The 23,888-nt window shown below is 74.1% G+C and carries 23 protein-coding genes; 13 read left to right on the forward strand and 10 right to left on the reverse strand.

Translation table 11 applies throughout. The annotated features are described in order from the left end of the window. Positions 1–73 precede the first annotated feature (73 nt). The 3 genes from ABZ873_RS06505 to ABZ873_RS06515 all read left to right on the forward strand — a co-directional run bounded on the left by ABZ873_RS06505 (position 74) and on the right by ABZ873_RS06515 (position 2,289). Complete coding sequence (locus ABZ873_RS06505) at positions 74–502, forward strand: SPW repeat protein (protein ID WP_360866102.1); 429 nt, start codon at positions 74–76, stop codon at positions 500–502. Positions 503–668: 166 nt separating this feature from the next. After that, positions 669–821: an SCO1431 family membrane protein gene (locus ABZ873_RS06510; protein ID WP_360866105.1), complete on the forward strand. Its 153-nt coding sequence runs from the start codon at positions 669–671 to the stop codon at positions 819–821. A 295-nt stretch (positions 822–1,116) separates the two neighbouring features. After that, positions 1,117–2,289: an acyl-CoA dehydrogenase family protein gene (locus tag ABZ873_RS06515; protein ID WP_360866108.1), complete on the forward strand. Its 1,173-nt coding sequence runs from the start codon at positions 1,117–1,119 to the stop codon at positions 2,287–2,289. Between the two features lie 4 nt (positions 2,290–2,293). Here the strand turns inward: ABZ873_RS06515 and ABZ873_RS06520 are convergent, their stop codons facing one another. Continuing rightward, a complete protein-coding gene (locus ABZ873_RS06520) occupies positions 2,294–2,497 on the reverse strand; it encodes a hypothetical protein (protein ID WP_360866111.1) in 204 nt (67 codons plus the stop codon). A 985-nt stretch (positions 2,498–3,482) separates the two neighbouring features. Between ABZ873_RS06520 and ABZ873_RS06525 the strand changes: the two genes are divergently transcribed. Both ABZ873_RS06525 and ABZ873_RS06530 read left to right on the forward strand, forming a co-directional pair. Beyond that, positions 3,483–4,631 (forward strand): hypothetical protein, encoded by a 1,149-nt coding sequence (locus tag ABZ873_RS06525; protein ID WP_360866114.1) that lies wholly within the window; start codon positions 3,483–3,485, stop codon positions 4,629–4,631. Between the two features lie 29 nt (positions 4,632–4,660). Next, positions 4,661–5,752 (forward strand): phosphotransferase family protein, encoded by a 1,092-nt coding sequence (locus tag ABZ873_RS06530; RefSeq protein WP_360866116.1) that lies wholly within the window; start codon positions 4,661–4,663, stop codon positions 5,750–5,752. A 93-nt stretch (positions 5,753–5,845) separates the two neighbouring features. Here ABZ873_RS06530 and ABZ873_RS06535 read toward each other — a convergent pair whose 3' ends face one another. After that, positions 5,846–6,316 (reverse strand): hypothetical protein, encoded by a 471-nt coding sequence (locus tag ABZ873_RS06535; protein WP_360866119.1) that lies wholly within the window; start codon positions 6,314–6,316, stop codon positions 5,846–5,848. 217 nt (positions 6,317–6,533) lie between these two features. Between ABZ873_RS06535 and ABZ873_RS06540 the strand changes: the two genes are divergently transcribed. The 4 genes from ABZ873_RS06540 (at position 6,534) to fxsA (ending at position 10,503) form a co-directional block, all read left to right on the forward strand. Next, positions 6,534–6,974: an Lrp/AsnC family transcriptional regulator gene (locus tag ABZ873_RS06540; protein WP_030774701.1), complete on the forward strand. Its 441-nt coding sequence runs from the start codon at positions 6,534–6,536 to the stop codon at positions 6,972–6,974. Between the two features lie 70 nt (positions 6,975–7,044). Further along, complete coding sequence (locus tag ABZ873_RS06545) at positions 7,045–8,673, forward strand: amidohydrolase (protein ID WP_360866122.1); 1,629 nt, start codon at positions 7,045–7,047, stop codon at positions 8,671–8,673. A 330-nt stretch (positions 8,674–9,003) separates the two neighbouring features. After that, entirely contained in the window at positions 9,004–9,849 is an 846-nt protein-coding gene (locus ABZ873_RS06550; RefSeq protein ID WP_360866124.1) for a polyprenol monophosphomannose synthase, read from the forward strand. A 60-nt stretch (positions 9,850–9,909) separates the two neighbouring features. Further along, positions 9,910–10,503, forward strand: coding sequence for an FxsA family membrane protein (gene fxsA / locus ABZ873_RS06555; protein WP_360866127.1), 594 nt, complete (start codon positions 9,910–9,912; stop codon positions 10,501–10,503). A 99-nt stretch (positions 10,504–10,602) separates the two neighbouring features. Here the strand turns inward: fxsA and ABZ873_RS06560 are convergent, their stop codons facing one another. From ABZ873_RS06560 to ABZ873_RS06570, 3 genes are all read right to left on the reverse strand, one after another. Further along, the gene (locus ABZ873_RS06560) at positions 10,603–10,977 is read right to left on the reverse strand and encodes an RNA polymerase-binding protein RbpA (RefSeq protein WP_007262928.1); all 375 of its coding nucleotides are present in this window, start codon (positions 10,975–10,977) and stop codon (positions 10,603–10,605) included. Positions 10,978–11,291: 314 nt separating this feature from the next. Further along, positions 11,292–12,695 carry an MFS transporter gene (locus tag ABZ873_RS06565; protein WP_360866131.1) on the reverse strand — a complete coding sequence of 468 codons (1,404 nt, stop codon included), beginning with the start codon at positions 12,693–12,695 and terminating at the stop codon, positions 11,292–11,294. Positions 12,696–12,762: 67 nt separating this feature from the next. Continuing rightward, the gene (locus ABZ873_RS06570) at positions 12,763–13,533 is read right to left on the reverse strand and encodes a glycerophosphodiester phosphodiesterase family protein (protein WP_360866134.1); all 771 of its coding nucleotides are present in this window, start codon (positions 13,531–13,533) and stop codon (positions 12,763–12,765) included. 182 nt (positions 13,534–13,715) lie between these two features. Between ABZ873_RS06570 and ABZ873_RS06575 the strand changes: the two genes are divergently transcribed. Then, positions 13,716–15,218, forward strand: coding sequence for a PLP-dependent aminotransferase family protein (locus ABZ873_RS06575; RefSeq protein ID WP_360866137.1), 1,503 nt, complete (start codon positions 13,716–13,718; stop codon positions 15,216–15,218). A gap of 20 nt (positions 15,219–15,238) precedes the next feature. Here the strand turns inward: ABZ873_RS06575 and ABZ873_RS06580 are convergent, their stop codons facing one another. Together ABZ873_RS06580 and ABZ873_RS06585 are read right to left on the reverse strand one after the other, a co-directional pair. Next, on the reverse strand, positions 15,239–16,849 hold the full coding sequence (locus ABZ873_RS06580) for a hypothetical protein (RefSeq protein WP_360866140.1): 1,611 nt from the start codon (positions 16,847–16,849) through the stop codon (positions 15,239–15,241). A 126-nt stretch (positions 16,850–16,975) separates the two neighbouring features. Next, the gene (locus ABZ873_RS06585) at positions 16,976–17,170 is read right to left on the reverse strand and encodes a hypothetical protein (protein WP_360866143.1); all 195 of its coding nucleotides are present in this window, start codon (positions 17,168–17,170) and stop codon (positions 16,976–16,978) included. 301 nt (positions 17,171–17,471) lie between these two features. On the opposite strand from ABZ873_RS06585, the gene ABZ873_RS06590 reads away from it, so the two are divergent. After that, positions 17,472–17,894 (forward strand): ankyrin repeat domain-containing protein, encoded by a 423-nt coding sequence (locus tag ABZ873_RS06590; protein ID WP_360866146.1) that lies wholly within the window; start codon positions 17,472–17,474, stop codon positions 17,892–17,894. A gap of 320 nt (positions 17,895–18,214) precedes the next feature. Beyond that, positions 18,215–19,612: a HEAT repeat domain-containing protein gene (locus ABZ873_RS06595; protein WP_360866149.1), complete on the forward strand. Its 1,398-nt coding sequence runs from the start codon at positions 18,215–18,217 to the stop codon at positions 19,610–19,612. Between the two features lie 78 nt (positions 19,613–19,690). Here the strand turns inward: ABZ873_RS06595 and ABZ873_RS06600 are convergent, their stop codons facing one another. From ABZ873_RS06600 to ABZ873_RS06610, 3 genes are read right to left on the reverse strand one after another with little or no spacing between them, the layout of a single operon-like run. After that, a complete protein-coding gene (locus ABZ873_RS06600) occupies positions 19,691–20,557 on the reverse strand; it encodes a biotin-dependent carboxyltransferase family protein (RefSeq protein WP_360866152.1) in 867 nt (288 codons plus the stop codon). Then, entirely contained in the window at positions 20,550–21,176 is a 627-nt protein-coding gene (locus tag ABZ873_RS06605) for an allophanate hydrolase subunit 1 (protein WP_360866155.1), read from the reverse strand. The genes ABZ873_RS06600 and ABZ873_RS06605 overlap by 8 nt, the downstream gene beginning before the upstream one ends. Then, positions 21,173–21,940, reverse strand: coding sequence for a 5-oxoprolinase subunit PxpA (locus tag ABZ873_RS06610; protein WP_360866180.1), 768 nt, complete (start codon positions 21,938–21,940; stop codon positions 21,173–21,175). Before ABZ873_RS06610 ends, ABZ873_RS06605 begins: the two co-directional genes overlap by 4 nt. A 126-nt stretch (positions 21,941–22,066) precedes the next feature. Between ABZ873_RS06610 and ABZ873_RS06615 the strand changes: the two genes are divergently transcribed. Then, entirely contained in the window at positions 22,067–23,572 is a 1,506-nt protein-coding gene (locus ABZ873_RS06615; protein ID WP_360866158.1) for a hypothetical protein, read from the forward strand. Positions 23,573–23,888 lie beyond the last annotated feature (316 nt).

Genomic DNA, 23,888 nt, shown 5'->3' on the forward strand with positions numbered 1-23,888 from the left:
CCGGGAGGCAGGAGAAGGCGGAACATTAGGGAGTAAATGGCAGATAAAGGCTTCTCACAGGAGGCGGCCGGCCATGACGACCCATCCCAGCATCGAGCACCACCCCGACCTCGCCGAGATGCGCACTCGGTTCGAGCGGGTGACCACCACCCCCGCCGCCCAGGCGGTCGAGGCACTGGCCCTGATCACGGGCCTGTACCTGGCGGCCTCGCCCTGGATCGCGGGATTCAGCACCCTGACGCCGCTGGCCGTCAACAACCTGATCGTCGGCCTGGCCTTCTGCCTGTGCATGGGCGGTCTCGGCTCCGCCTACGAGCGCACCCACGCGATGGCGTGGACGGCGGTCGTCCTCGGAGCCTGGACGATCATCGCCCCGTGGGCCATCGCCGGTGAGATGGACACGACCCGCACGGTGATCAGCAATGTGATCGCCGGCGCGGTCGCCCTCTGCCTGGGCCTGGCCATGGCGGGCATGGCGAACCGCCGCGACCGCCGCGTCTGAGGCCGCCCCGGTCCGGGCCCGTCCCGGTCCGAGCCCGCCCCGGCCCAAGGCTCTCCCGTCCACTGCCGCCGCCGGACCCTCCGGCGGCGGCCTTCGCCGTGTGAGCCCCGCCACCCGTGACCCGCGTCTCTACCCGAAGGGTGCAAACGCTGGCACATTGGACGCCATGACTGCCGACGCCGCCGCGCCCACCGCCTCCGCCGGGGACCTCATCCGTACCGGGGGCCCCAAGGACGACTCCTCCTGGCTGGAGCACGTGCTCGGCTGGACCCTCGTGGTCGTGGTGGCCATGTTCGTCACCCAGGCCGGCCTCTTCTGAGCCACGGGCCGGTCCGCGGGCTGGCCCCCCGCCGCGCGAGGCACCACCCTGGAGTGCGGGGTTCGTCCCGGAGTGCCCGGCACCTCCGGATCCCGCAGAACGGTTCGACGACGTCGGTGATCTTGCCCCGGTGACGGGACGCCCCTGATCGGGCATACTCAAGCCGCCGCAGCCGCTGAACAGCCCCTTCCGTGATCCGGGAGGGGCGGCAACGGCTGCACAGAGCCCGAGACCCGGCGGCGCGTCCCACACCTCGCGCGTCGCCGCCGTGCCCGAGATGGAGGAGAGCGCCGCCATGACCGACCGCGCCCCGCAGACGGTGGACCGACAGCTGCCCACCGAGGAGTCCCGCGACCTCCTCGCCCTCGTACGCGACATCGCCGAGCGGGAGATCCGCCCCCGGGCCGCCGAGGAGGAGGACGCCGGCCGGTTCCCCCGGGAGGTTTTCACCCTGCTCTCCGAGGCGGGCCTGCTGGGGCTCCCGTACCCCGGTGAATTCGGCGGCGGCGACCAGCCGTACGAGGTCTACCTCCAGGTCCTGGAGGAGCTGGCCGCGGCCCGCCTGACCGTCGGCCTCGGCGTCAGCGTGCACTCCCTCGCCTGCCACGGCCTCGGCGGCTACGGCACCAAGGAGCAGCAGGCCGCGCACCTGCCGGACATGCTCGGCGGCGGCCTGCTCGGCGCGTACTGCCTCTCCGAGCCTGCTGCGGGCTCGGACGCCGCGTCGCTCACCACCAAGGCGGTCCGCGACGGCGACGACTGGCTCATCACGGGCACCAAGGCGTGGATCACCCACGGTGGGGTCGCCGACTTCTACACCGTCCTCGCCCGCACCGGCGTCGAGGGCCCCAAGGGCATCACCGCGTTCCTGGTCCCCGGCGACGCCGAGGGTCTGACGGCGGCGGTGCCGGAGAAGAAGATGGGCATGAAGGGCTCGCCCACCGCCCAGCTGCACTTCGACGGCGTACGTGTACCCGACTCCCGCCGCATCGGCGAGGAGGGGCAGGGCTTCTCCATCGCCCTGGCCGCACTCGACGCGGGACGCCTCGGCATCGCCGCCTGCGCCATCGGCGTGGCCCAGGCCGCGCTGGACGAGGCCCTCGCCTACGCCCTGGACCGCAAGCAGTTCGGGCACCCCATCGCGGACTTCCAGGGGCTGCGCTTCATGCTGGCCGACATGGCCACCAAGATCGAGGCGGGCCGTTCGCTGTACCTCGCGGCGGCGCGGCTGCGGGACGCGGGCAAGCCGTTCTCCCGGCAGGCGGCCATGGCCAAGCTCTTCTGCACGGACGCGGCGATGTCCGTCACCACGGACGCGGTGCAGGTCCTGGGCGGGTACGGCTACACGGCGGACTTCCCCGTCGAGCGGCTGATGCGCGAGGCGAAGGTGCTCCAGATCGTGGAGGGCACGAACCAGATCCAGCGCATGGTCATCGCCCGCCACCTGGCGGGCCCGGAGACCCGCTGACGGCTCAGTACAGCCCGCTGCCGGTGGTGGGCCAGACGGGGGAGGACATCACCCGCGCCCACTCCGGATCCCGCCGCCCGGGCAGCGTGAGCCCGGCATCCGCCCACCGGGCCAGCAGCTCCCGGTAGATCGGCGGATCGGCGGGCGGTGCGGAGGGGGGAGCGGGGGCTGTGGGGGCCGTGGGGGGTGCGTGGGGTGCGGGAGCCACGGGAGGCGCGGCCTCCCGGTATCCCTCGCGCTGATACCCCCGCTGAACCGATTCTTCGCAACCCGACCCACCGACCCGCCGCCGCCGGCCGGCAGAAGACTGAAGCGTGCTCATACCGAAGCAACGGGCGGGGCGGGCGCGGGGTAACGTCCGCCCACCCCGGTGATCCGTTCGAGGGGTACCCGGGGGCGGGAGCTGCGGGGGCGGCATCACGGTGATGTTCGGGGGTTTCCCGTCAGTCCTATCGTCTCTCCGTGTCGGGCCGGTCCCTCAAGGGCGCTCCCTTCGGTCGCGTCGCTGCGCGATGGCCTACGGCCACCCTTGACCGACCGTCCCGCCACGGAAATCCGAAAGACTGCCGGGAAACCCCCGAAGGAACGGGCCGGGGGGACGAAGGACCCTCGGGGCGGCCCGGCCGTCCGGGCGAAGCCCGGGGCGCGTCTGAACGCTACGCGCTGCCGTCGGCTCAGCGTCTGCCGGTCGTCCTGGGCCGTACATAAGCCGCCATCAATCGCTACGCGCTCCTCCGAGACGGCGACAGCGGGTGATTTGGGGCTGGACATAAGCCGCCTCATTTCGCTGCGTGCTCCTGTCGGACGGCGCCAGCGGGCGGCTTGTGGCTGGACATAAGCCGCCATTAATCGCTACGGGCTCCGGTCGATCGCGTCAGCGGCCTGTTCGGGGCTGGTCCATGCCCTACGCGCGAGATCCGTTCGCTGAGACGGCGTCCGCGAGCCCCTGTGGCTGGGCATAAGCCGCCACCGCATTCTTGGGGCCTCTCCGAGACGGCGACTGCGGGCACGGGCGCCGGAAGTCCGTCGAAACCCCCGAACGTCACTGTGATGCCGCCCCCGTGCATCCCGCCACCCCCGCAGGCGCCCCGGCACGTCATGCCTGTCCGTCAGAACGTGCCACAACTCTGGCCGCGCAACGCGTTTCTGACGTACCGTCATACTCGATGCCGTCGGCCGACCCAGGAGCCCCCATGCCACCCCCCGACCGCCCCGTCGCGCTCGACGAGTACCCCATCCACCAGGCCCCGCTGTCCATGAAGCACGTCGTCAGCGGTGACCGGAACGCCTACGACCGGTGCATCTTTCACGTCTTCGATCACGCCGGTCGGGCCCTCCTCATCCTCGGGCTCGGTGTCTATCCCAACGCCGGCGTCATCGATGCCTACGCCACCCTCCGGCTCGGTGACGAGCTGCTCGCCGTGCGGGCGTCCGATGCGCTGGGGGACGCGCGGATGGAGCAGCTGGGCGTCCCGCCCGTGGGCCCGTTGTCCGTCGGCGTCGAGGCGCCGCTCCGGCGGTTCCGCCTTCGCTGCGCGGCCGATCCGGTCGACCCGCGCGGGCTCTCGTACGACATCACCTGGACCGGCGAGTTCCCCGCCGTCTGGGAGCCGCACCACACCCAGCGGCGCGGGGGCCGGCTGATCCTGGAAGGGCGGCGGTTCGTCCAGGCGGGCGGGGTCACCGGCTGGATCCGGGCGCGCGGCGAGGAGTTCGTGCTCACGGCGGGGGAGTGGACCGGCACGCGGGACCGGAGCTGGGGCGTGCGGCCGATTCCCGGTGAGGACGGCGGCCGGGCGGCCGAGGAGTACCGGCCCGAGGGGTTCCACTGGCTCTGGATCCCCGTCCGCTTCGAGGACCGCTTCGTCATGGTGCTCGTCCAGGAGGACGCCGACGGGCACCGCACCCTGAACGACGCCCTCCAGGTCTTCCCCGAGGGCAGTGGCCGCAACGACGTGCAACTCGGCTGGCCGCACACCGACATCCGCTACCGCCCCGGCACCCGCCACCCCGAGCGCGCCGTGGTCCACCTCACCGACCCCTCCCGCAAGCCCCTGGAGCTGGGCGTGGAGATCCTGAACTCCTCCCCCCTCGCCGTCGGCGCCGGCTACCCCCCGGCCGCGGACTGGCAGCACGGCACCTGGCAGGGGCGCGGCTGGACCGACCGGCGCGTCTACGACCTCTCCGACCCGGCGGCCCACCCCATGGCCGCCTTCGGCGTCACCGACCACTCGGCCCGGTTCACGCTCGACGGGCGCACCGGCCACGGGATCTTCGAGCACGGCAGCTTCGGCCGCCACGACCCGAGCGGATTCGCCGACTACTCCTCCGTCGCCCAATAGGTCAACGCGGCCCACCAGAAGGGGTATTCATGGCAACCGCTCCCCGTCCGCGGACCTCCACCCGTGAGCCCGACGAGCTCGGGCGCCGGCTCGCCGCCTGGCTCGGGGAACGCCTCCCCGGCGCGCGGGTCACCAACGTCTCCGTGCCCGCCTCGAACGGGATGTCCAGCGATACCCTGCTCTTCGACATCGAGCACCCGGACACCCCGCTGCGCGCCTGCGCGCTGCGGCTCGCCGCCGACCCGGCCGCCTACACCGTCTTCCCCGCCTACGACATGCCCCGCCAGCACCGCGTGATGAGCCTGGTCGCGGCCCACACGGACCTGCCCGTCCCCCGTGTGCGGTGGCTGGAGGAGGATCCGGGGCCGCTGGGCGCGCCGTTCTTCGTGATGGAGCGCGCCGAGGGCCGCGTACCGCCCGATGTCATGCCCTATACGTACGAGGGCAACTGGCTGCACGCCGCCACCGACGCCGAGCGCGCCGCGCTGCAGGAGGCGAGCATCGCGCTGCTGGCCCGGCTGCACGACCAATTCCCCGCTGAGGAAGCCGAGTTCCTGCTCCCCGAGGGTGAGGGGACCCCGCTGCGGCGGCATGTCGAGGCCCAACACGCCTACTACGCCTGGGTGGTGCGCGGTCTCGCCCGCTCACCGCTCATCGAGCGGGCCTTCGGCCGGCTGGAGGAGCTGTGGCCGGCGGACGAGGGCCCCGCCGTCCTCACCTGGGGCGACGCCCGTATCGGCAACATCGTCTACGACGGGTTCACGCCGGTGGCCGTACTGGACTGGGAGATGGCGGCGTACGCCCCGCGCGAGGTGGACCTCGGCTGGACGGTCTATCTGCACCGCTTCTTCCAGGACCTCACCGTCGGCTTCGGCCAGCCCGGACTGCCGGACTTCCTGCGCCGCGAGGACCTGGAGGCGCGGTACGCCCAACTGACCGGCCACACCCCGCGCGACATGGAGTTCCACACGCTCTACGCGGCCCTGCGGCATGCCGTCGTGATGCTGCGCATCGCCTACCGGCAGGCGTACTTCGGCGAGGTCGAGGTCCCCGCCGACCCGGACAGCCTGATCCTCCACCACGCCAGCCTCGCCGCCATGGTGGAGGGGACGTACTGGTAGCCGTAGCGGCAGATGCGCGCAAAACGCCGTACAGGGAATGGAACGGCGGGAACAGGGCAGGAGGGTCGCCGGGGGAGTGGGCCCCGGCAACCGTCAGGCGGCCTGGGCGTGTTCCCGGCGCGTATGCGTCTGCGGCTGCGGCAGGAGCGGGCGCACCACGCGGATCGGGCGCGAGCCCGGCCCGCCGACGTGCGAGAACGGCTGCGTACGCCAGTCCAGTCCCTGGGGCAGGGCCCGGATCAGGAGGGTGTCGAGGTCCGGCGTCTCCAGCGGGGCGAACGCGCCGACGGTCGGCAGTGCGTCGGTGGCGGGACGGCCGGTGCCCGCGCAGACGGTGAGGCCGAAGGGGTTCCACGGGGTGAGGCAGAGCGCGTGCTGCGGCAGGAACTCCTCGTCGGCGACGAGGGCGATCGACTGGCCGCAGTCGGGGCAGGTCGCGTGGTGGATCTCGAACGCCTCGCTGTCGTCGAGGTATTCACCGTCGTCCGGGTAGGTGTCGTCCCCGGACGCGAGCGGTTCGAGAGGCTCCGGTTCGGTGCGACCGGCGCGCGTGGTATTCGGCATGGATGTACTCCCCCTTGGGTGGGCCGGGCGGGCAAAGTCTTGGGCCTCGGCCACAGCAACCACTTCCCGTCGAGGGTCACGAGTAACCACAAGAGACCAGCCTCCACCTGCATACCCCTGTGGCCTTCGTCACATGCCTGCCGCAGATGCCTCCAGTGGGCGGACAGCACTGTGCCTGAGGTGCCGTTGGGCCGTAAGTTGTGCGGCTATGAGCGCAATGGAGGAGCTGGACCGCCAGATCGTGGATCTGCTCGTGCGGGACGGGCGGATGAGCTACACGGATCTGGGCAAGGCCACGGGACTGTCCACGTCGGCAGTCCATCAGCGGGTACGCCGACTGGAGCAGCGCGGGGTGATCCGCGGCTACGCAGCCGTGGTCGACCCGGAGGCCGTGGGCCTGCCGCTGACCGCATTCATCTCGGTCAAGCCCTTCGACCCGAGCGCCCCGGACGACATCGCCGAGCGGCTGTCCGGCGTCCCCGAGATCGAGGCGTGCCACAGCGTCGCGGGCGACGAGAACTACATCCTCAAGGTACGGGTGGCCACCCCGCTGGAGCTGGAGGACCTGCTCGGCCGGCTGCGCGCCCTCGCCCACGTCGCGACCCGCACCACGGTCGTGCTCTCCACCCCCTACGAGGCCCGCCCGCCCCGCGTCTGAACCCCCGCCCCCGCCACCGCGGGGGACCCGGCGGTCGGAGGGGCCGGGGCCACGCGGGACACTGGTCGGCATGACTGACCGCACCGCCCACTCCGCCGAAGCCGCCGGAGCACCGACCAGGACCGTCCTCCTCCGCGGGGGCGAGGTCCACAGCCCCGCCGACCCCTTCGCCACGGCGATGGTCGTCGAGCGCGGCCATATCGCCTGGGTCGGTTCCGAGGGCGCGGCCGACGCCTTCGCGCAGGGGGTCGACGAGGTCGTCGACCTCGGGGGCGCGCTGGTGACGCCCGCCTTCACCGACGCCCACGTGCACACCACCTCCACCGGTCTGGCCCTCACCGGCCTGGACCTCTCCGGAGCGCCGTCCCTCGGCGCCGCGCTGGATCTCGTACGGGCCTACGCCGCGGGCCGCCCCGGGGACCGGGTACTGCTCGGGCACGGCTGGGACGCCGCCCGCTGGCCCGAGCGCCGGGCCCCGCTCCGCGCCGAGCTGGACGAGGCGGCGGGCGGCCGTCCCCTCTACCTCAGCCGCGTGGACGTGCACTCGGCCGTGGTCACGACGGCCCTGCTCGACCTGGTCCCGGGCGTGCGGCCCGTGGGCGACCGGCCGCTGACCGCCGACGACCACCACGCCGTACGGCGGGCCGCCCTGGCTGCGGTCACCTCGGCCCAGCGCGCCGAGGCCCAGCGGGCGGCCCTGGACCGGGCCGCCTCCCTCGGGATCGGCTCCGTGCACGAGTGCGGCGGCCCGGACATCTCCTCCGCGGAGGACTTCACGGGCCTGCTCGCGCTGGCCGCCGAACGGCCCGGCCCGCGCGTCTTCGGCTACTGGGCGGACCGCGACCTGGCCCTGGCCCTGGAGCTGGGCGCCGTGGGCGCCGCCGGTGACCTCTTCGTGGACGGCGCGCTCGGCTCGCACACCGCGTGCCTGCACGCCCCGTACGCGGACGCCGCGCACACGGGGACCGAGTACCTGGACGCCCTCGCCGTCGCCGAGCATGTCGCGGCCTGTACGGAGGAGGGGCTGCAGGCCGGTTTCCACGCGATCGGAGACGCAGCGATCACCGCGGTCGTCGAGGGCGTGCGGGCGGCGGCCGAGAAGGTCGGCCTGGCCCGGATCCGGGCCGCCCGGCACCGGGTGGAGCACGCCGAGATGATGACCCCGGCCACCATCGCCGCCTTCGCGGAGCTGGGCCTGACCGCCTCCGTGCAGCCCGCCTTCGACGCGGCCTGGGGCGGCGCGGACGGCATGTACGCCGACCGGCTCGGCGCGGAGCGCGCCCGCACCCTCAACCCGTACGCGGCCCTGCTCAAGGCCGGTGTCCCGCTGGCCTTCGGCTCGGACGCCCCGGTCACCCCGCTCGACCCCTGGGGGACCGTGCGCGCGGCGGCCTTCCACCGGACGCCCGAGCACCGCGTCTCCGTACGGGCCGCCTTCACCGCGCACACCCGGGGCGGCTGGCGTGCGCTGGGCCGCGACGACGCGGGTGTCCTCGTCCCCGGCGCCCCGGCCGACTACGCGGTCTGGGAGACGGGCGAGCTGATCGTCCAGGCGCCCGACGACCGGGTGGCCCGCTGGTCCACCGATCCGCGCTCGGGCACCCCCGGGCTGCCCGACCTGACCCCCGGTTCGGCCCTGCCGGTGTGCCTCGCCACGGTCGTCGGCGGCCGGGAGGTATTCGTACGCCCACAGGGGTGATCCGGTCGGCCTCGGTTCGGTGCGGGCGGCCGGACCCGGATAGGTTCGGCCGGGTCCACCACGGACGTCGTGCCGGACGGATCCGTCTGCTCAGCGCGCCCGCGCCTAGGGGGCGAGGGAAGGTTTCACCGGGCGGCGGGTGGCCCCAGGTCGGTGCCCGGCGGTCCAGTAGACAACGGTCACGGCGCCCCGCAGCCAGCGGGCGTCCGGCCGGCCCGAAGGACCGCGGGGCCCGATCACCCGCACCGCCGGGGGCGGCGGTGGCCGATGTTCTAGAGTCATTCCCTGCGACCGGACGTACAGGACGTGCAAGAGCACAAAGGGGACTCAGTGAGCGACGGCGGACAGCGGACCTACGGGCCGCTCGGAACAGCCTTGGTGATCATTCCGACCTACAACGAGGCGGAGAACATCGGGCTGATCGTCGGCCGTGTCCGGGCGGCCGTCCCCGAGGCCCACGTCCTCGTCGCCGACGACAACAGCCCCGACGGCACCGGCAAGCTCGCCGACGAGCTGGCGGCCGGCGACGACCACGTGCACGTCCTGCACCGCCAGGGCAAGGAGGGGCTGGGCGCCGCCTACCTGGCGGGCTTCGTCTGGGCCCTGGAGGCCGGCTACGGCGTCGTCGTGGAGATGGACGCCGACGGCTCCCACCAGCCGGAGGAGCTGCCCCGGCTGCTCACCGCCCTGGCCGGCGCCGACCTGGTGCTGGGCTCCCGCTGGGTGCCGGGCGGCCGGGTGGTCAACTGGCCCAAGAGCCGGGAATTCCTCTCGCGCGGCGGCTCGACCTACTCGCGGCTGATGCTGGACGTCCCGATCCGGGACGTGACCGGCGGCTACCGGGCCTTCCGCCGGGAAACGCTGGAGGGTCTGGGCCTGGACGAGGTGGCCTCCGCCGGGTACTGCTTCCAGGTCGACCTGGCGCGCCGGGCGGTGGCGAAGGGCTACCGGGTGGTGGAGGTGCCCATCACGTTCGTCGAGCGGGAGTTCGGCGACAGCAAGATGAGCAAGGACATCGTGGTGGAGGCCCTGTGGCGGGTCACCCAGTGGGGCCTCAAGACCCAGGCGGCCAAGCTGCTGGGCAAGGACGCGGGTCACGCCAAGGAGCCGGGCCACGCCAAGGACGCGGGCGACTCCAAGACCACCGGCGACGCCAAGGACCAGAGCCACCCCTAGGGGCTGTCCGGTACCTCCGGCTGAGGCCGCTTTTACGCGGTCCCAGGCACACTGGAGGGTATGACGACCGGCACTGGATCCCTGCGGACGGGCAGCTCGACGGCCCCCCGGCGGCGCTCGACCGCCCGTACCTTCCTCCCCCTGGCGGTCGCCGCCTGGCTGATCCTGGAGATCTGGCTGCTCGGCCTGGTCGCGTCGGCGGCCGGCGGGCTGACCGTGGCCGCTCTGGTCATCGGCGGGATCGTCCTCGGCGCGGTGGTGATCAAGCGCGCCGGGCGGCGGGCCTTCAAGAACCTGACCGAGACCTTCCAGCGGGCCCAGCAGGGCGAGCATCCCACCCCGCAGCAGCCCGGGCAGGGCAACGGCCTCACGATGCTGGCCGGCCTGCTGCTGATGCTGCCCGGCCTGCTCTCCGACGCGGCCGGTCTGCTCCTGCTGCTCCCGCCCGTCCGGTCCTGGGTCTCGCGCCGCTTCACCCGCTCGCTGGAGCGGAAGATGGCCGCGGCGCCCGCCGGAAGCTTCGGTGACGCCTTCCAGCAGGCCCGTATCCACCAGCCCGACGGCAAGATCGTCCAGGGCGAGGTCATCCGCGAGGACCGGCCGGCCGGGCCGCAGGGCCCGGACACGACGTACCGCCCGCCGCTGGCCCCGTAACAACCCGGTACCCCGCCACCTCGGTGGCGGGGGAGGGCACGCCGAGGGGCCCCGCCACTGATGTGGCGGGGCCCCTCGGCTTCGTGCGGTGTCCGGGTGTCAGGCGGACTTGCGGCTGTCCCGCGGATGCACGGCAATGTTCATGGCGCCGGAGCGCAGGACCGCCAGCCTTTCGGCCAGCACTTCCTCCAGCTCCTCGCGAGTGCGTCGCTCCATGAGCATGTCCCAGTGCGTTCGCGCGGGCTTGCCCTTCTTCTCCTCGGGCCCGTCCCCGTCCACCAGGAGTGCCATGGCGCCGCACGCCTTGCACTCCCACTCCGGCGGAATCTCTGCCTCAACCGAGAACGGCATCTCAAATCGATGTCCGTTCTGGCATGCGTACTCCACCGCCTGGCGCGGGGCCAGATCGATGCCGCGGTCCGTCTCGTAGCTGGTAACCACGAGGCGCGTACCGCGGAGAGCTCGCTCACTCATGAATCGTGCCTCCCGGGCTTTGTCGCCCACAGGACAGGTGTCGCTGTCGTCGTCATCCGGTCAACGTCCGGTCGGCGGTATAGATTCCCGCTCCGGTCGTGCGTCGCCCGTCGTGCCGCCCCTTGTTGTACCCACCAGTGCCCGTTTTGTCACATCTGGCAGCAGATGTCACCCAACGTCCACGCTTCTTGAGCGCGCAGTAACGGTCCGCCTGGCAGGCCAAAGGCGTACACTACCGGCCCATCGCTTCAACGTCTAAATCCGTTCGGAATTCGTTCATGGATCCGGACCGGTCCCGGCCGCCACCCCCCGTCTCAGATGCGTTCCGGTACAGGATTGCCCGCCGCCTCCACCGCGCGCCGCACCGGCACTCGCGCCAGCAGCAGGAACCCCAGTGCGAAGAACACGACCAGCGAGATGATCGCGTCCCGGTAGCTTCCGGTCAGCTGGTAGGTCAGGCCGAAGACCAGCGGCCCCACCCAGCTCAGCCCGCGGTCGCTCATCTCGTAGGCGGAGAAGTACTCGGCCTCCTTGCCCGCGGGCACCAGGTGCGAGAACAGCGAGCGCGACAGCGCCTGGCTACCGCCCAGCACCAGCCCGATCATCGCCGCGAGCGCGAAGAACCACAGGGGCGTGCGGGCCGGCAGGAAGTAGCCCACCGCGAGGGTCACCGCCCACGCGGCCAGCGAGCCCAGGATCGTCCGCTTGGCACCGTAGATCCGCGCCAGCCGGCCCATGCCCAGCGCGCCGCCCACCGCCAGCACCTGCACCAGCAGCACCGCCCCGATCAGCGTGGACTGCTCCAGCTCCAGCTCCTCCGAGCCGTAGACCGACGCCTGGCTGATCACCGTCTGCACGCCGTCGTTGTAGATCAGGTACGCCAGCAGGAACGACAGGGTCAGCGGATAGCGCCGCATGTCCTTGAAGGTGGCGATGAGCTGCTTCCAGCCGCTCACGGCCGGAGCGGCGCCCGGCTCCCGGACCACGGCCCGGTCCCGCAGCCTGCGCAGCGGGATCACCGCGAAGGCGCCCCACCACAGCCCGGAGGCCGCCAGGCAGATCCGCACCGCCATGCCCTCGGAGACACCGAAGGTGTCGTGGCCCAGGTAGAGGGCCAGGTTCAGGACGAGCATCACGGACCCGGCGGTGTAGCCGAAGGCCCAGCCGCGCGAGGAGACGGTGTCCCGCTCGTCCGGGGTGGAGATCTGCGGCAGGTAGGCGTTGTACAGCACCATCGAGACGGACAGCGAGGCGTTCGCCACGATCAGCAGCAGCCCGCCCAGCAGATAGCGCTCACCGTCCAGGAAGAACATGCCCGTCGTCGCCGCCGCGCCCAGGTAGGCGGCCGCCGCCAGCAGCGGCTTCTTGCGGCCCGTCCGGTCCGCGACCGCCCCCGCCAGCGGCATCAGCAGCACGGCGAGGATCACCGAGGCCGACACCGTGTACGCGAAGAAGGACCCGGCCCGCACCGGTATGCCCAGCGGGTGCACGAAGCCCTCGGCGTCCGCCGCGGCCTTGGCCACCGAGGTCAGGTACGGCCCGAGGAACACGGTGAGCACGCTCGCCGAGTACACCGACACGGCGAAGTCGTAGAAGTACCAGCCGCGCTGCTCCCGCTTGCGTTCCGCCGCCGCTTCGGTGGTGACGGCCGCCGCGGCTCCGCCGTCCCCGGCGCCCGGTTCCGCTTCCCCGGTCCTGCTGGTGTGGTCCGCACTCACCCGGTGTCCCCCCGCTGTTCCCGTGCCGCCGCGGCCGCCGCACCCCGCGCGGGGGCCGAAGGGCGAGTCAGGCCCAGGCCCCGCGCCGGTCCAGCACCGTGCGCAAGATGTCGATCCGGTCGGTCATGATGCCATCCACACCCAGGTCGAGGAGAGCCTCCATACGTTCCGGTTCGTTCACGGTCCACACGTGGACCTGGAGGCCCCGCTCGTGCGCGGTCCGTACGAAGCGCCGGTCGACCACCCGGATGCCCGCCTGGCTCTCCGGCACCTGCGCCGCCACCGCCCCCACGCGCAGCGCCGCCGGGATCGCGTAGGAGCGCAGCCGCAGGCCGACCACCCCGCGCATGCCGTACGAGGTCGCCAGCCGGGGGCCGGCCAGCCGCTGGGCGCGGGCCGCCCGGCTCTCGGAGAAGGAGCCCACGCACACCCGGTCCCAGACCCCGGCCCGCGCGATCAGGTTGACCAGCGGGTGCAGGGCGGACTCGGCCTTGACGTCGATGTTCCAGCGGGCGTCCGGGAACTCCTCCAGCAGCTCCTCGAAGAGCGGCAGGGGCTCGCTGCCGCCCACGCGGGCCTCGCGGACCTGCTTCCAGGTCAGCTCGGCGATCCGCCCGCCCCGGTCCGTGACCCGGTCGAGGGTGGAGTCGTGGAAGGCGACCAGTTTCCCGTCCAGGGTGGCGTGCACATCGGTCTCGAAGTACCGGTAGCCCGCCCCGGCGGCCCGGCGGAAGGCGGCGGCGGTGTTCTCCAGCCCGTCGGCGGCACCGCCGCGGTGCGCGAAGGGGATCGGAGCCGGGTGGTCCAGATACGGATGGCGAAGGCGTACGTGCGTCACGGCCGCAGTATCCACCCTGCGGGGCGGGGCCGGTGGTACCGGAGGTGAACAGGAGACGGGCGGGGACGCTCCTGCCTGGTGCGGGTGGACCCACTCGTGGCACGCTGTGCCCCGGGCAGCAATCCAATCCAGGGCTCCGGCGGTCCCCGGCCGGGCCAATCCGAGAAAGTGGACCGGACGCCATGGCCGAATGGACCTCAGCGGTCGGTGCCGCACAGCTCGCACGGCTGATCACCTCGCAGCAGGAGCGCACCGCCGTCCCCGGCGCGCGCCGGGCCCCCGCCTACCGCAGCCTCGCCGACGGCATCCGGCTCCTCGTCCTCGAAGGCCGCGTCCCCGTCGCCGCCCGGCTGCCCGCCGAGCGCGAGCTGGCCGTGGCCCTGACCGTCAGCCGCACCACCGTCGCCGCCGCCTACGAGGCCCTGCGCGGCGAGGGCTTCCTGGAATCCCGCCGCGGCGCCGGGAGCTGGACCTCCGTCCCGGCCGGGAACCCGCTGCCCGCCCGCGGTCTGGAGCCGCTGCCGCCGGAATCCCTCGGCTCGATGATCGACCTCGGCTGCGCGGCCCTGCCCGCCCCCGAGCCCTGGCTGACCAAGGCCGTACAGGGCGCTCTGGAGGAGCTGCCCCCGTACGCCCACACGCACGGCGACTACCCGGCGGGCCTGCCCGCGCTCCGCCGGATGCTCGCCGACCGCTACACCGAGCAGGGCATCCCCACCATGCCCGAGCAGATCATGGTGACCACCGGCGCGATGGGCGCCATCGACGCCATCTGCAGCCTGTTCGCCGGGCGCGGGGAGCGCATCGCCGTCGAGTCCCCCTCCTACGCCAACATCCTCCAGCTGATGCGCGCCGCCGGGGTCCGGCTGGTGCCCGTGGCCATGGCCGACGGGCTCGGCGGCTGGGACATGGACGTCTGGCGGCAGGTGCTGCGGGACTCGGCCCCCCGCCTCGCCTATGTCGTCGCCGACTTCCACAACCCCACCGGGGCCCTCGCCTCCGAGGAGCAGCGCCGGGCGATGGTCGAGGCCGCCCGCTCGGCCGGTACGGTCCTCGTCGCCGACGAGACCATGGTGGAGCTCCAGCTCGCACCGGACCTGCGGATGCCGCGCCCCGTCTGCTCCTTCGACCCGGCGGGCAGCACCGTGGTCACCGTGGGCTCGGCCAGCAAGGCGTTCTGGGCGGGGATGCGGATCGGCTGGGTCCGGGCCGCGCCCGATGTGATCCGCAGCCTGGTGGCCGCCCGCGCCTACGCCGACCTCGGCACCCCGGTCCTGGAACAGCTCGCGGTGAACTGGCTCATGCGCACCGGCGGCTGGCAGGAGGCCGTGGAGCTGCGCCGCCGGCAGGCCCGGGAGAACCGGGACGCGCTGGTCGCGGCGGTCCGCCGGGAGCTGCCGGACTGGGAGTTCGAGGTCCCCGCCGGCGGGCTGACCCTGTGGGCGCGGGCCGGCGGGCTGTCCGGCTCCCGGCTGGCGGAGGTGGGGGAGCGGGTCGGCGTACGGGTCCCCTCGGGGCCGAGGTTCGGCGTGGACGGGGCCTTCGAGGGTTATGTCCGGCTGCCGTTCACCGTGGGCGGGCCGGTGGCCGAGGAGGCCGCGGTCCGGCTGGCGGCCGCCGCCCGGCTGGTGAGCACGGGCGCGGGCGGCAGCGGGGCGGAGCCGCCCCGCACCTTCGTGGCGTAGGCCGTCCCCTCCGGCGGGGTCTACCGGGGTTCGGCCTCCGGGGTGCCCAGGGCCGGAACCGGGGCCTGGGCCGGCGGCTGCCCGGGGAGCGGCTTGGCGAGGGGGTCCCGGCCGCCGGGGCCCGGCTGCCGCTCGGGCAGCAGTTCCCGTACGGCCTGCCGGTGCGCCGGGTGCGCGGCCTCGTCGTACGGGTCCGGGGTGGCGGGTACCTGGAGCCGGTGCACGGGGCCGGTGCCGAGCCGGGCGTAGCCGCGGCCGGGCGGGACGTGCGCCGTCGGCGTGGTGTGCGGCGGCAGGCCCAGGACGTCGGCCACCTCCTGGACACCGGCCGGGCCGAGCACGATCCGGGCGCGGGTGTGCTGCCAGACGGCGTCGGGCAGCAGTTCCAGGTGCTCGAAGCGCTCGGCGACCGCCACCGTGACCTGCGCGGCCCGCCCGTGCCGCAGCGGCACCTGGAGCTGTGCCAGCGGATCGGGCCCGCCCTCGGTGACGGCGAGGTGCGCGAGCACGCTCGGCTGGTCCAGCAGGATCCACAGCGGGCGCCGGGTGTCCTCGGGCGCGGGGCGGCCCGCCTCGCGGGCCCGGTGCAGGGCGATGAGCCGGCGTTCGGTCTCCTGCGCGGCCCATTCCAGGGTGGCGAGCGCGCCGACGGGCCCGCACTCCACGGCGAGCACCCCGGCCCGGCCGGTCAGGCAGGAGTACTCGCCGCTGCCGCCGCCGTCGACGATCAGTACGTCGCCCCCGTGCCGCAGGGCCTGGAGGGCCAGGGAGCGGACCAGGGTGGAGATGCCGCTGCCGGGCCGGCCGACGGCGAGCAGGTGGGGTTCGGTGGAGCGGGGGCCGGTGCGCCAGATGACGGGCGGCATGTCGCGCGGCTCGTCGCCGTCCAGGACGGGCAGGGTGCGCTGCACCGCGCCGGCGTCGGTGAAGCCGAGCACGGTCTCGCCCGGCGAGGTGACGAAGGGCTGCGCGGCGATGCCCGTCGGCAGCGCGGCCAGCACGCTGAGGTCGAGCCGGTTGCCCTCCTCGTCCCAGGTGAAGTGGTATTCGCGGCCGCGGCCGGACTTGGCGTGCAGCAGGGCCTCGATCCGGGCCCGGGAGGCGGCCTCACCGTCGGTGAAGTAGGCCGGGTAGCGGATGTGGAGCCGGGTGATCCGGCCCGCGTCGTCGAAGGCGTAGTCGCTGAACGCCTTGTCCCACTCGCCGCCGTGGGCGTAGAGCGGGCTCGGGTCCTCCGCGATGGAGAAGTACGGTACGAGCGCCTCGTAGAGGGAGCCGAGCCGTTCGGCCTCGCTCTCGCTGGGGCCGGTCTTCACCGGGGTGCGGTCACGGCCGTGCCAGGCCGCCGCCGCCATGAGGGTGATCATGGCGAGGAGCGGGCCGTAGGGGACGAGGGCGACCACGAGGACGCAGGAGGCCGCCAGGAACAGCGCGGGACCGCGCTTGTCCTTGGGGGTGGCCGACCACCTGCGCCGCCCGGCCGCGGCCAGGACGCGCAGTCCGCGTCCGATGACGAGCAGCGGATGGAGGACGTCCGTGGCGTTGTCGGCGGCCGTGCGAGCGAGGTCGCGGCCCCGGTTCAGCGACGCGGTGCCGCTGCTGAGGATGCGGGGAAGTGGGCGCCGGGCCACGGGCGTCTCCTGGAGTTGTGGTGGTGAGCGGTGTTCCGGGTGCTGCTGGCGTGGCTGTGCTGTGGCCGGCTCAGGGCCTGTCCGGCGGATCTTGGCCGGGGCCGACCCTGATCCGCCGGACAGGTCCTAAAGCTTGATCCCGCCGAGCAGGCTCGCCAGGCTCGCGGTGCTCGCCGTGATGCTCGGGGCGATGGCGGAGCCGGCGAGGAAGAAGCCGAAGAGCGCGCAGACGGACGCGTGCATCAGCTTCATCCCGTCCTTCTTGAAGAAGAGGAAGCAGATGATGCCGAGCAGGACCACGCCTGAGATGGACAGGACCATGAGGGTTTCTCCTGGTGGGTGGGGACAGTCACCAACAGTTGTTCCAGGCTCACAGGAAGTATCAATGCGAAAAAAGGTGCATACGGGTGAATCCTGGGGTTTTTCACTTGACCGGCTCACTCCGGGTGGCGCGCCCCGGGTCCCCTGTGCCCACGGCTCCCGGCCCCGGCCCGCCCCGGACATCCGCAGGCCAGGGCGCTACCCTGGCGCTTCACCCGTACGGACGCAGCGCCGTGCGCACCCCTGCCCGCACGGCGCGGGGAAGCTTCATGCCAGCAGCGAGTGAAAGGCGGTACGCGCGATGAGCGAGCACACCGAGCCCACCGGGGGCACCCCGGACGCCCCCGACGAGGACGTCATCGAACTGGCCACCAAGATCTTCGACCTCGCCCGCCAGGGCGAGAGCGCGCAGCTCGCCGCCTACCTCGACGCCGGGGTCCCCGCGAACCTCACCAACGACCGCGGCGACACCCTCGTCATGCTCGCCGCCTACCACGGCCACGCCGGCACCGTCACGGCCCTCCTGGCCCGCGGCGCCGAGGCCGACCGGGCCAACGACCGCGGCCAGACCCCGCTCGCCGGCGCGGTCTTCAAGGGCGAGACGGCCGTCATCCGCGCCCTGCTCGCCGGAGGCGCCGACCCGCACGCCGGAACCCCCTCCGCCGTGGACACGGCGCGCATGTTCGCCAAGGCCGACCTGCTGGAACTCTTCGGAGCCGCCTAGTCCGCTTTTTTGCCGGGCCCGGCCCGGCAGAGACCTCACAGGTTGATCACAGCGGCCGTAAATGTGGTCGCGGCACACAAACCGGCTGGGTCATCATGGCGTCGGATTCGATTCGCGAGCACGGCGGCCGGGCAGGAGGGGCAGGACACGCAGGGTGTCCCGGCCCCGCCCGGTCACCTGGTCACGAAGCACCGACGAGAGTGAGAAGGCAATGGTCTACATCGAGCGGAACCAGACGGCGGACGTCCTCACATGCTGTTACACGGCCCTGTGAATCCCGATTCCCGGTCGCGTCCCCAGCTTGATTTGAGGCCATTCCCATGTTCGAACCAGTCATAGCGCCGAGCGGTACCCTGCTCGGGCTCCTCCAGCGGGGCCGCGGCGACGGCACGCTGCACGCGCTCGCGGCACCCCGGCCGGAGGCCCTGCAGGCCCTCGATCAGTGCGTGCTCCGCGACCCGCGCCAGGACTGGCAGGTCGAGAACCGCTCGCTGTACTACGCCCGGCTCTACCTCGATCTCAACGGCCCCCTGGCCGCGATCGAGAGCCACCTCTTCAGCGCCGACGACCTCGTCGACGACACGGACCACCGCACGGGCCTCGCCCTGTCCGTCCTGGGCCACCTGGCCTCGTACGGCCGCGACGACGCGCTCATGCTGCTGCGCCGCTACGCCGCCTCCGGGGCGAACTGGGCCTGGGCCCTCGACGAGCTCGCCCTGCGCGACGACGACGAGGGGCTGCGCTCCCTCGCCGGCCCCGTCCTGGCCCGCTTCCCCGCCACCGCGGAGGGCGAGGCCGAGCTCGCCGCCGCGGTCCGCGACGCCTACGAGCCCCGGCCGTGGTGCCTGTGGGAGCAGCTGCCGCCGTACGCGGAGCGTCTGCGCGCCGCCCGGCAGCAGGGCTCCTTCGACCGCTGGCAGCGCCAGCTGAACCCGACCGGGCCCCGGCCCGGCTGGGGGGTCCAGGCCGTCTTCGACTGGGCCGCCGAGGGCCTGCGCCGCGGCACCCCGCTGCATGTGCCCGCCGCCCGCTGCCTGGCCGCCGTGGCCCAGCCCGAGGACCGCGCCGCGATCCTCGCGGCCGCCGCCGGAGCCGACGGCGAGGCCGCCCGCGCCACCGCACTGCACCACCTGGTCCTCGCCGAGCCGGAGAACCCGGCCGTGCTGGACCTCGTCGAAGCCGCCGCCGACGAGGCCGCCGTCGCCGCGTACGAGCGCATGTGCGGCCCCGAGGCCGTCGAGCGGGCCCGGCGCTGGGTCCACCGCCCCGACGCCCTCGGCGAGGCCGCCGCCGCCGTCCTGGCCACCCGGGGCGGAGCCGAGGACGCCGGGCTGGTCTTGGGCGCGCTGCGCTCCACCGTGCGCGGCTCCGGCCCCGACACCGCGCGCCTGTTCGCCCTCGTGGACGGGGCCGGCCGGCTGGCCATCGGCTGCGCGGCGCCCGTCCTGCGCCACATCTACCGCGAGACGTCCTCGTCCCATCTGCGCGGCCGTACCGCCCGCGCCCTCGCCAGCACGGACCCGACCTTCGCGGCGGGCTTCGCCGTCGAATGCCTCTGGGACTGCGAGGAGACCACCCGCGAGGTCGCCGCCCGCCACGCCGAAACGGCCGACGCCCGCGTCGCCCCCCGCCTCCGCCGCCTCGCGACGGACCCGGCGGAGGAGGAGGACGTGCAGTCCGCCGTCCGCAGCCGCATCGCCCCGGAGCCGACGGTGTAGCCCCCCGCCGCCCCACCCCACTCCCGCGCCCGGGCCCCACGAGGGGACCCGGGCGCGCGGCGTGCCGCCGTACGGCGGTCAGCGGGCGGGGGTGAAGCGGACCGGGGTGCCGGGGCGGGACTGGGCGGCCGCGTCCAGGGCCGGGCCCTCGGGGACGACGCCGACCACCGGGTAGCCGCCCGTCACCGGGTGGTCGGCCAGGAAGAGCACCGGGAGGCCGTCCGGGGGGACCTGGACCGCGCCCAGGACCATGCCCTCGCTCGGCAGCTCCCCGGCGCGGGCGCGGACCAGGGCGGGGCCGGACTCCGTGCGCAGGCCGATGCGGTTGGAGCGGTCGGACACCCGGAAGGGGGACCTCCAGAGCGCGGCGAGCGAGGCGGGCGTGAACCAGTCCGCCCGGGGGCCCAGGCGCAGCGGGAGCACCAGTTGCGCGGGCGGGCCGGGCAGGGCTGCCGTATCCGCCGCGGTGGACGGCTCCGGGCCCGGCGGGCCCACCGGGAGGACCGCGCCCGCGCTCAGGACCGGCGGTCCGAGGCCCGACAGCAGGTCCGTGGCGCGGCTGCCGAGCACCGGCGGGACGGCCAGGCCGCCCCGCACCGCGACATAGCTCCGCAGCCCCGACTCCGCCGGGCCCACCTCCAGCTCCGCCCCCGCCGGCAGCCCGACCCGGGCGCCCCAGGCCGCCGGGCGCCCTGAGACCCGTACGGAACAGGGCGCCCCCGTCACCGCCACGGTCACCGCGCCGAGGGCGCGCAGCCCGACCCCGTCCAGGGTGGTCTCCAGGGCCGCCGCGTCCGGGGGATTGCCCAGCAGCCGATTGGCCAGCGCGTACGCCGCCGCGTCCAGGGCGCCGGAGCGCGGGACGCCCAGGTGCGCGTGGCCCGGCCGCCCCCGGTCCTGGACCGTCGTCAGCGCCCCCGCCCGCACCACCAGCAGCTCAGCCACGCCCGCCGTCCTCCTCCGCGAACCGCACCCGCACCCCCGGCGCGAACAGCGCCGCCGGCTCCCGCGCCGGATCCCACAGCACCACGTCCGTGGAGCCGATCAGCTGCCAGCCGCCGGGGGAGGGGCGCGGGTACACCCCCGCGTACGCGCCCGCCAGCGCCAGCGAGCCGGCCGGCACCGCCGTCCGCGGGGAATCCCGGCGCGGTACGCGGAAACGCTCCGGCAGCCCCGTCAGATAGCCGAAGCCCGGGGCGAACCCGCAGAACGCCACCCGGAACTCCGCCCCCGTCACGAAGCCCGCCACCTCCTCCGGCCCCACCCCCCACAGCCGTGCCACCTCGGCCAGGTCCGGCCCGTCGAAGCGCACCGGCACGCTCACCAGCGGCCCCTCCTCGCGGGCCAGCGGCGGCACCTCCCAGCGCGCGATCCGCGCGCCGAGCGCGACCGGGTCCCGTACCCCGTCCAGCAGCACGGTGCGCGCCGCCGGCACCAGATCCCTTACGGGCCCCAGCTCGCCGGAAGCCCGCCGGCGCAGCAGTTCCGCGTGGAGCGCGGCCACCTCCTCCGCCGTGTCCAGCTCCACCAGCAGCGCCCGCGCGCCCACCACCAGCGTCCTCACGTGAACGCCTCCACCCGCACCCCGGCGGCCCCCAGCGCCTCCCGGACCCGCAGCGCGAGCCCGGCGGCGCCGGGGGTGTCCCCGTGCAGGCACAGCGAGCGCGCCGCCACCGCCACCGGGGTCCCGTCCGCCGCGGTGACCGTGCCCGCGCCGGCCATGGCCACCGCCCGCCCCACGACCGCGTCCGGGTCGTGCACCACCGCGCCCGGCTCCCCGCGCGGCACCAGCGTCCCGGCGGGCGTGTAGGCGCGGTCCGCGAACGCCTCCGGTACGGGGGCGAGCCCCGCCTCCGCGGCGGCGGCCAGCAGCAGCGAGCCGGGCAGCCCCAGCACGGGCAGCCCGCCGGTGGCCCCGGAGCCGGCCGCGAGCCGGACACCCGCGACCACGGCGGCCGCCTGCGCGGCGTCGTGCACGGTCCGGTTGTAGAGCGCACCGTGCGGTTTCACGTACGACACCCGGGAGCCGGCCGCCCGCGCGAACACCTCCAGCGCGCCGATCTGGTAGGCCACCTCGTCCGCGAGCTCGTCCGGCGGCACGTCCATCGCGCGCCGCCCGAAGCCCGCCAGATCGCGGTAGGACACCTGCGCGCCGATCCGCACCCCCCGCGCGGCGGCCAGCTCGCAGACCCGGCGCATGATGGACGGGTCCCCGGCGTGGAAGCCGCAGGCGACATTGGCGCTCGTGACGACCGACAGCAGCGCCTCGTCGTCCGTGAGTGTCCAGCGTCCGAATCCCTCGCCGAGATCGGCGTTGAGGTCGATCACCGCAGTGGATGCGATCATGGAATCCATGCGCCGAGCGTAGAGCAGCGGGCCGCCGCGGCGGCCGGGACGATCCGGCCGAACCATGCCGTTTGGGATGTTGTCCGTGACAGCGCCTAGTCTTTGTCCGTGACTCTCCCCGCCCCGGCCAAGACCTTTCCCTCCCCGGCGCCGGGCCCGGCCGCCGACGAGGGCCTGGCCCGGCGGCTGCGCGCCCTCGCCTGCACCGCTCCGCTGCACGACCTCGACGTACGCAAGGCCAATCTGGCGGGCGAGTACGGGGTCTACGCGATGGCGGAGGTCGCGCTGGCCGCGATCGACCTCGTCACGCTGAACATGGACTTCGACACCGGCGCCGACCACGAGCAGATAGTGGCCAGGCTGCTGCCGCGCGTCGCGGCCCAGGCCCCCTCCCGCCCGGCCGCCGAGCACGAGCGGGTGGCCCGCTGGGTCCTGGAGAACCTGGTCAACGTCGGCAGCGTGGACCGCGGATTCCGCGCGATCTACGGCACCTTCGGCCCCGACGGGGTCTACGTGCGCCGCGACTACGACTTCAAGCTGATCGAGGAGGTCCCCGGCTACGGCGGGGTGGTCTACCTGCGCACCACCGACGAGGCCGTCAACGTCCTCGTCGGCGCCCTCGACACCGACGTCACCAGCGCGCAGATCGCCGCCGAGGTCAAGCTGGAGGTGCTGATCAGCCGCGGGAGGCTGGCCGACGCCCAGCTGGCCGCCGAGCAGGCCCGCTACCGGACCGTGCAGTACGCGGAGACCCTGCGCCGCACCCTCGACGCCACCCGGCGCAACGTCCGGGCGGTGGACTGGCTCCAGGCCGTCCCCGACATGATCGCCGAGGCCCTGGAGCACGTCGCCGACCGCTACCGGCACGAGAACGCGATCCTCACCAACATCCGCAAGGCGCGCGACGAGGCGGAGGACCCGGAGAACAAGCGGCGCGCCGCCGAGCTGGTCGACATCGTCAAGGACTGCATCCGCCGCCACACCCAGCTCCAGTCCCGGCTGCTGGACGCGGGCCCGCTGTTCCGGGCCGAGCAGGACCGCCAGGCGTTCGCCGCCCCGGCGCCGCGCTCCGGCATCGACCTCTACGGCCAGCTCGTGGCGCCGGTCCTGCCGCTGCCGGTGGAACAGGCCCGCCGGGTCACGGACGCCTTCTTCGCCGCCGGTACGGGGCTGCGCACGCCGGTCTCGGTACGCGTGGCCGACCTGGTGGAGATCCTGCTCACCCCGCCCGTGGAGCGCGAGCACCTGGGCGCGGAGATGCCGGAGCCGGACCTCATCGCCACCCCGGACGACAGCCGGTTCAGCGAGGAGCAGCTGGCCGCCGCGACGGAGCTGCTGGCCCTCCCGCACGACGCCCCGCGCCGCCTGTCGGGCCTCCTGGCGCAGGCCCGCCGCAGCGACCCCGAACTGCCGTACCTGGTGGCCCTGCTGGCCGTCCACGCGGCGAGCCCGGCGGTGGGCACGGCCTACCGCCAGGGCGAGGAACGCCTCCTGTTCGCGGTGGACGACGGCACGCAGCTGGACGACCCCGAATTCGGCGGCGCGGACCTCATCGTGGGCACGGCCCTCCTGGACGCGGCAGGCATGGCGGCGGACAGAGCGGAGGCATCATGAGGGCCACGCTCCGCTCACCGGCGCCGACGCCGGACTCGGCCGTGGCGGGGCCCGACCCAGCGGCGCCGAGGCCGAACTCAGCCCCGGCCATGCCGCACCGAGGGCGGCTCCTTCCAGCGGCGCCGACGCCCCATCCAGCCCCGGCCGTGCCGCACCGGGCCCGGCTCCTGCCAGCGGCGCCGGTGTCCCATCCAGCCCCGGCCATGCCGCACCGGGCCCGGCTCCTGCCAGCGGCGCCGGTGTCCCATCCAGCCCCGCCGGCGTTTGAGGCGCGGGTCCGGGCGGAGCCCGGTGCCCGGCGGAGCCGGGTTCCCTG

The organism is Streptomyces sp. NPDC047014 (assembly GCF_040644195.1).
Taxonomy (GTDB): Bacteria; Actinomycetota; Actinomycetes; order Streptomycetales; family Streptomycetaceae; genus Streptomyces.

Excerpts from the sequence above, each read along its gene's own strand:
- ABZ873_RS06505 (WP_360866102.1), top strand. The coding sequence starts at position 74 with ATGACGACCCATCCCAGCATCGAGCACCACCCCGACCTCGCCGAGATG.
- ABZ873_RS06510 (WP_360866105.1), top strand. The coding sequence starts at position 669 with ATGACTGCCGACGCCGCCGCGCCCACCGCCTCCGCCGGGGACCTCATC.
- ABZ873_RS06515 (WP_360866108.1), top strand. The coding sequence starts at position 1,117 with ATGACCGACCGCGCCCCGCAGACGGTGGACCGACAGCTGCCCACCGAG.
- ABZ873_RS06525 (WP_360866114.1), top strand. The coding sequence starts at position 3,483 with ATGCCACCCCCCGACCGCCCCGTCGCGCTCGACGAGTACCCCATCCAC.
- ABZ873_RS06530 (WP_360866116.1), top strand. The coding sequence starts at position 4,661 with ATGGCAACCGCTCCCCGTCCGCGGACCTCCACCCGTGAGCCCGACGAG.
- ABZ873_RS06535 (WP_360866119.1), bottom strand. The coding sequence starts at position 6,316 with ATGCCGAATACCACGCGCGCCGGTCGCACCGAACCGGAGCCTCTCGAA.
- ABZ873_RS06540 (WP_030774701.1), top strand. The coding sequence starts at position 6,534 with ATGGAGGAGCTGGACCGCCAGATCGTGGATCTGCTCGTGCGGGACGGG.
- ABZ873_RS06545 (WP_360866122.1), top strand. The coding sequence starts at position 7,045 with ATGACTGACCGCACCGCCCACTCCGCCGAAGCCGCCGGAGCACCGACC.
- fxsA (WP_360866127.1), top strand. The coding sequence starts at position 9,910 with ATGACGACCGGCACTGGATCCCTGCGGACGGGCAGCTCGACGGCCCCC.
- ABZ873_RS06560 (WP_007262928.1), bottom strand. The coding sequence starts at position 10,977 with ATGAGTGAGCGAGCTCTCCGCGGTACGCGCCTCGTGGTTACCAGCTAC.
- ABZ873_RS06575 (WP_360866137.1), top strand. The coding sequence starts at position 13,716 with ATGGCCGAATGGACCTCAGCGGTCGGTGCCGCACAGCTCGCACGGCTG.
- ABZ873_RS06585 (WP_360866143.1), bottom strand. The coding sequence starts at position 17,170 with ATGGTCCTGTCCATCTCAGGCGTGGTCCTGCTCGGCATCATCTGCTTC.
- ABZ873_RS06590 (WP_360866146.1), top strand. The coding sequence starts at position 17,472 with ATGAGCGAGCACACCGAGCCCACCGGGGGCACCCCGGACGCCCCCGAC.
- ABZ873_RS06595 (WP_360866149.1), top strand. The coding sequence starts at position 18,215 with ATGTTCGAACCAGTCATAGCGCCGAGCGGTACCCTGCTCGGGCTCCTC.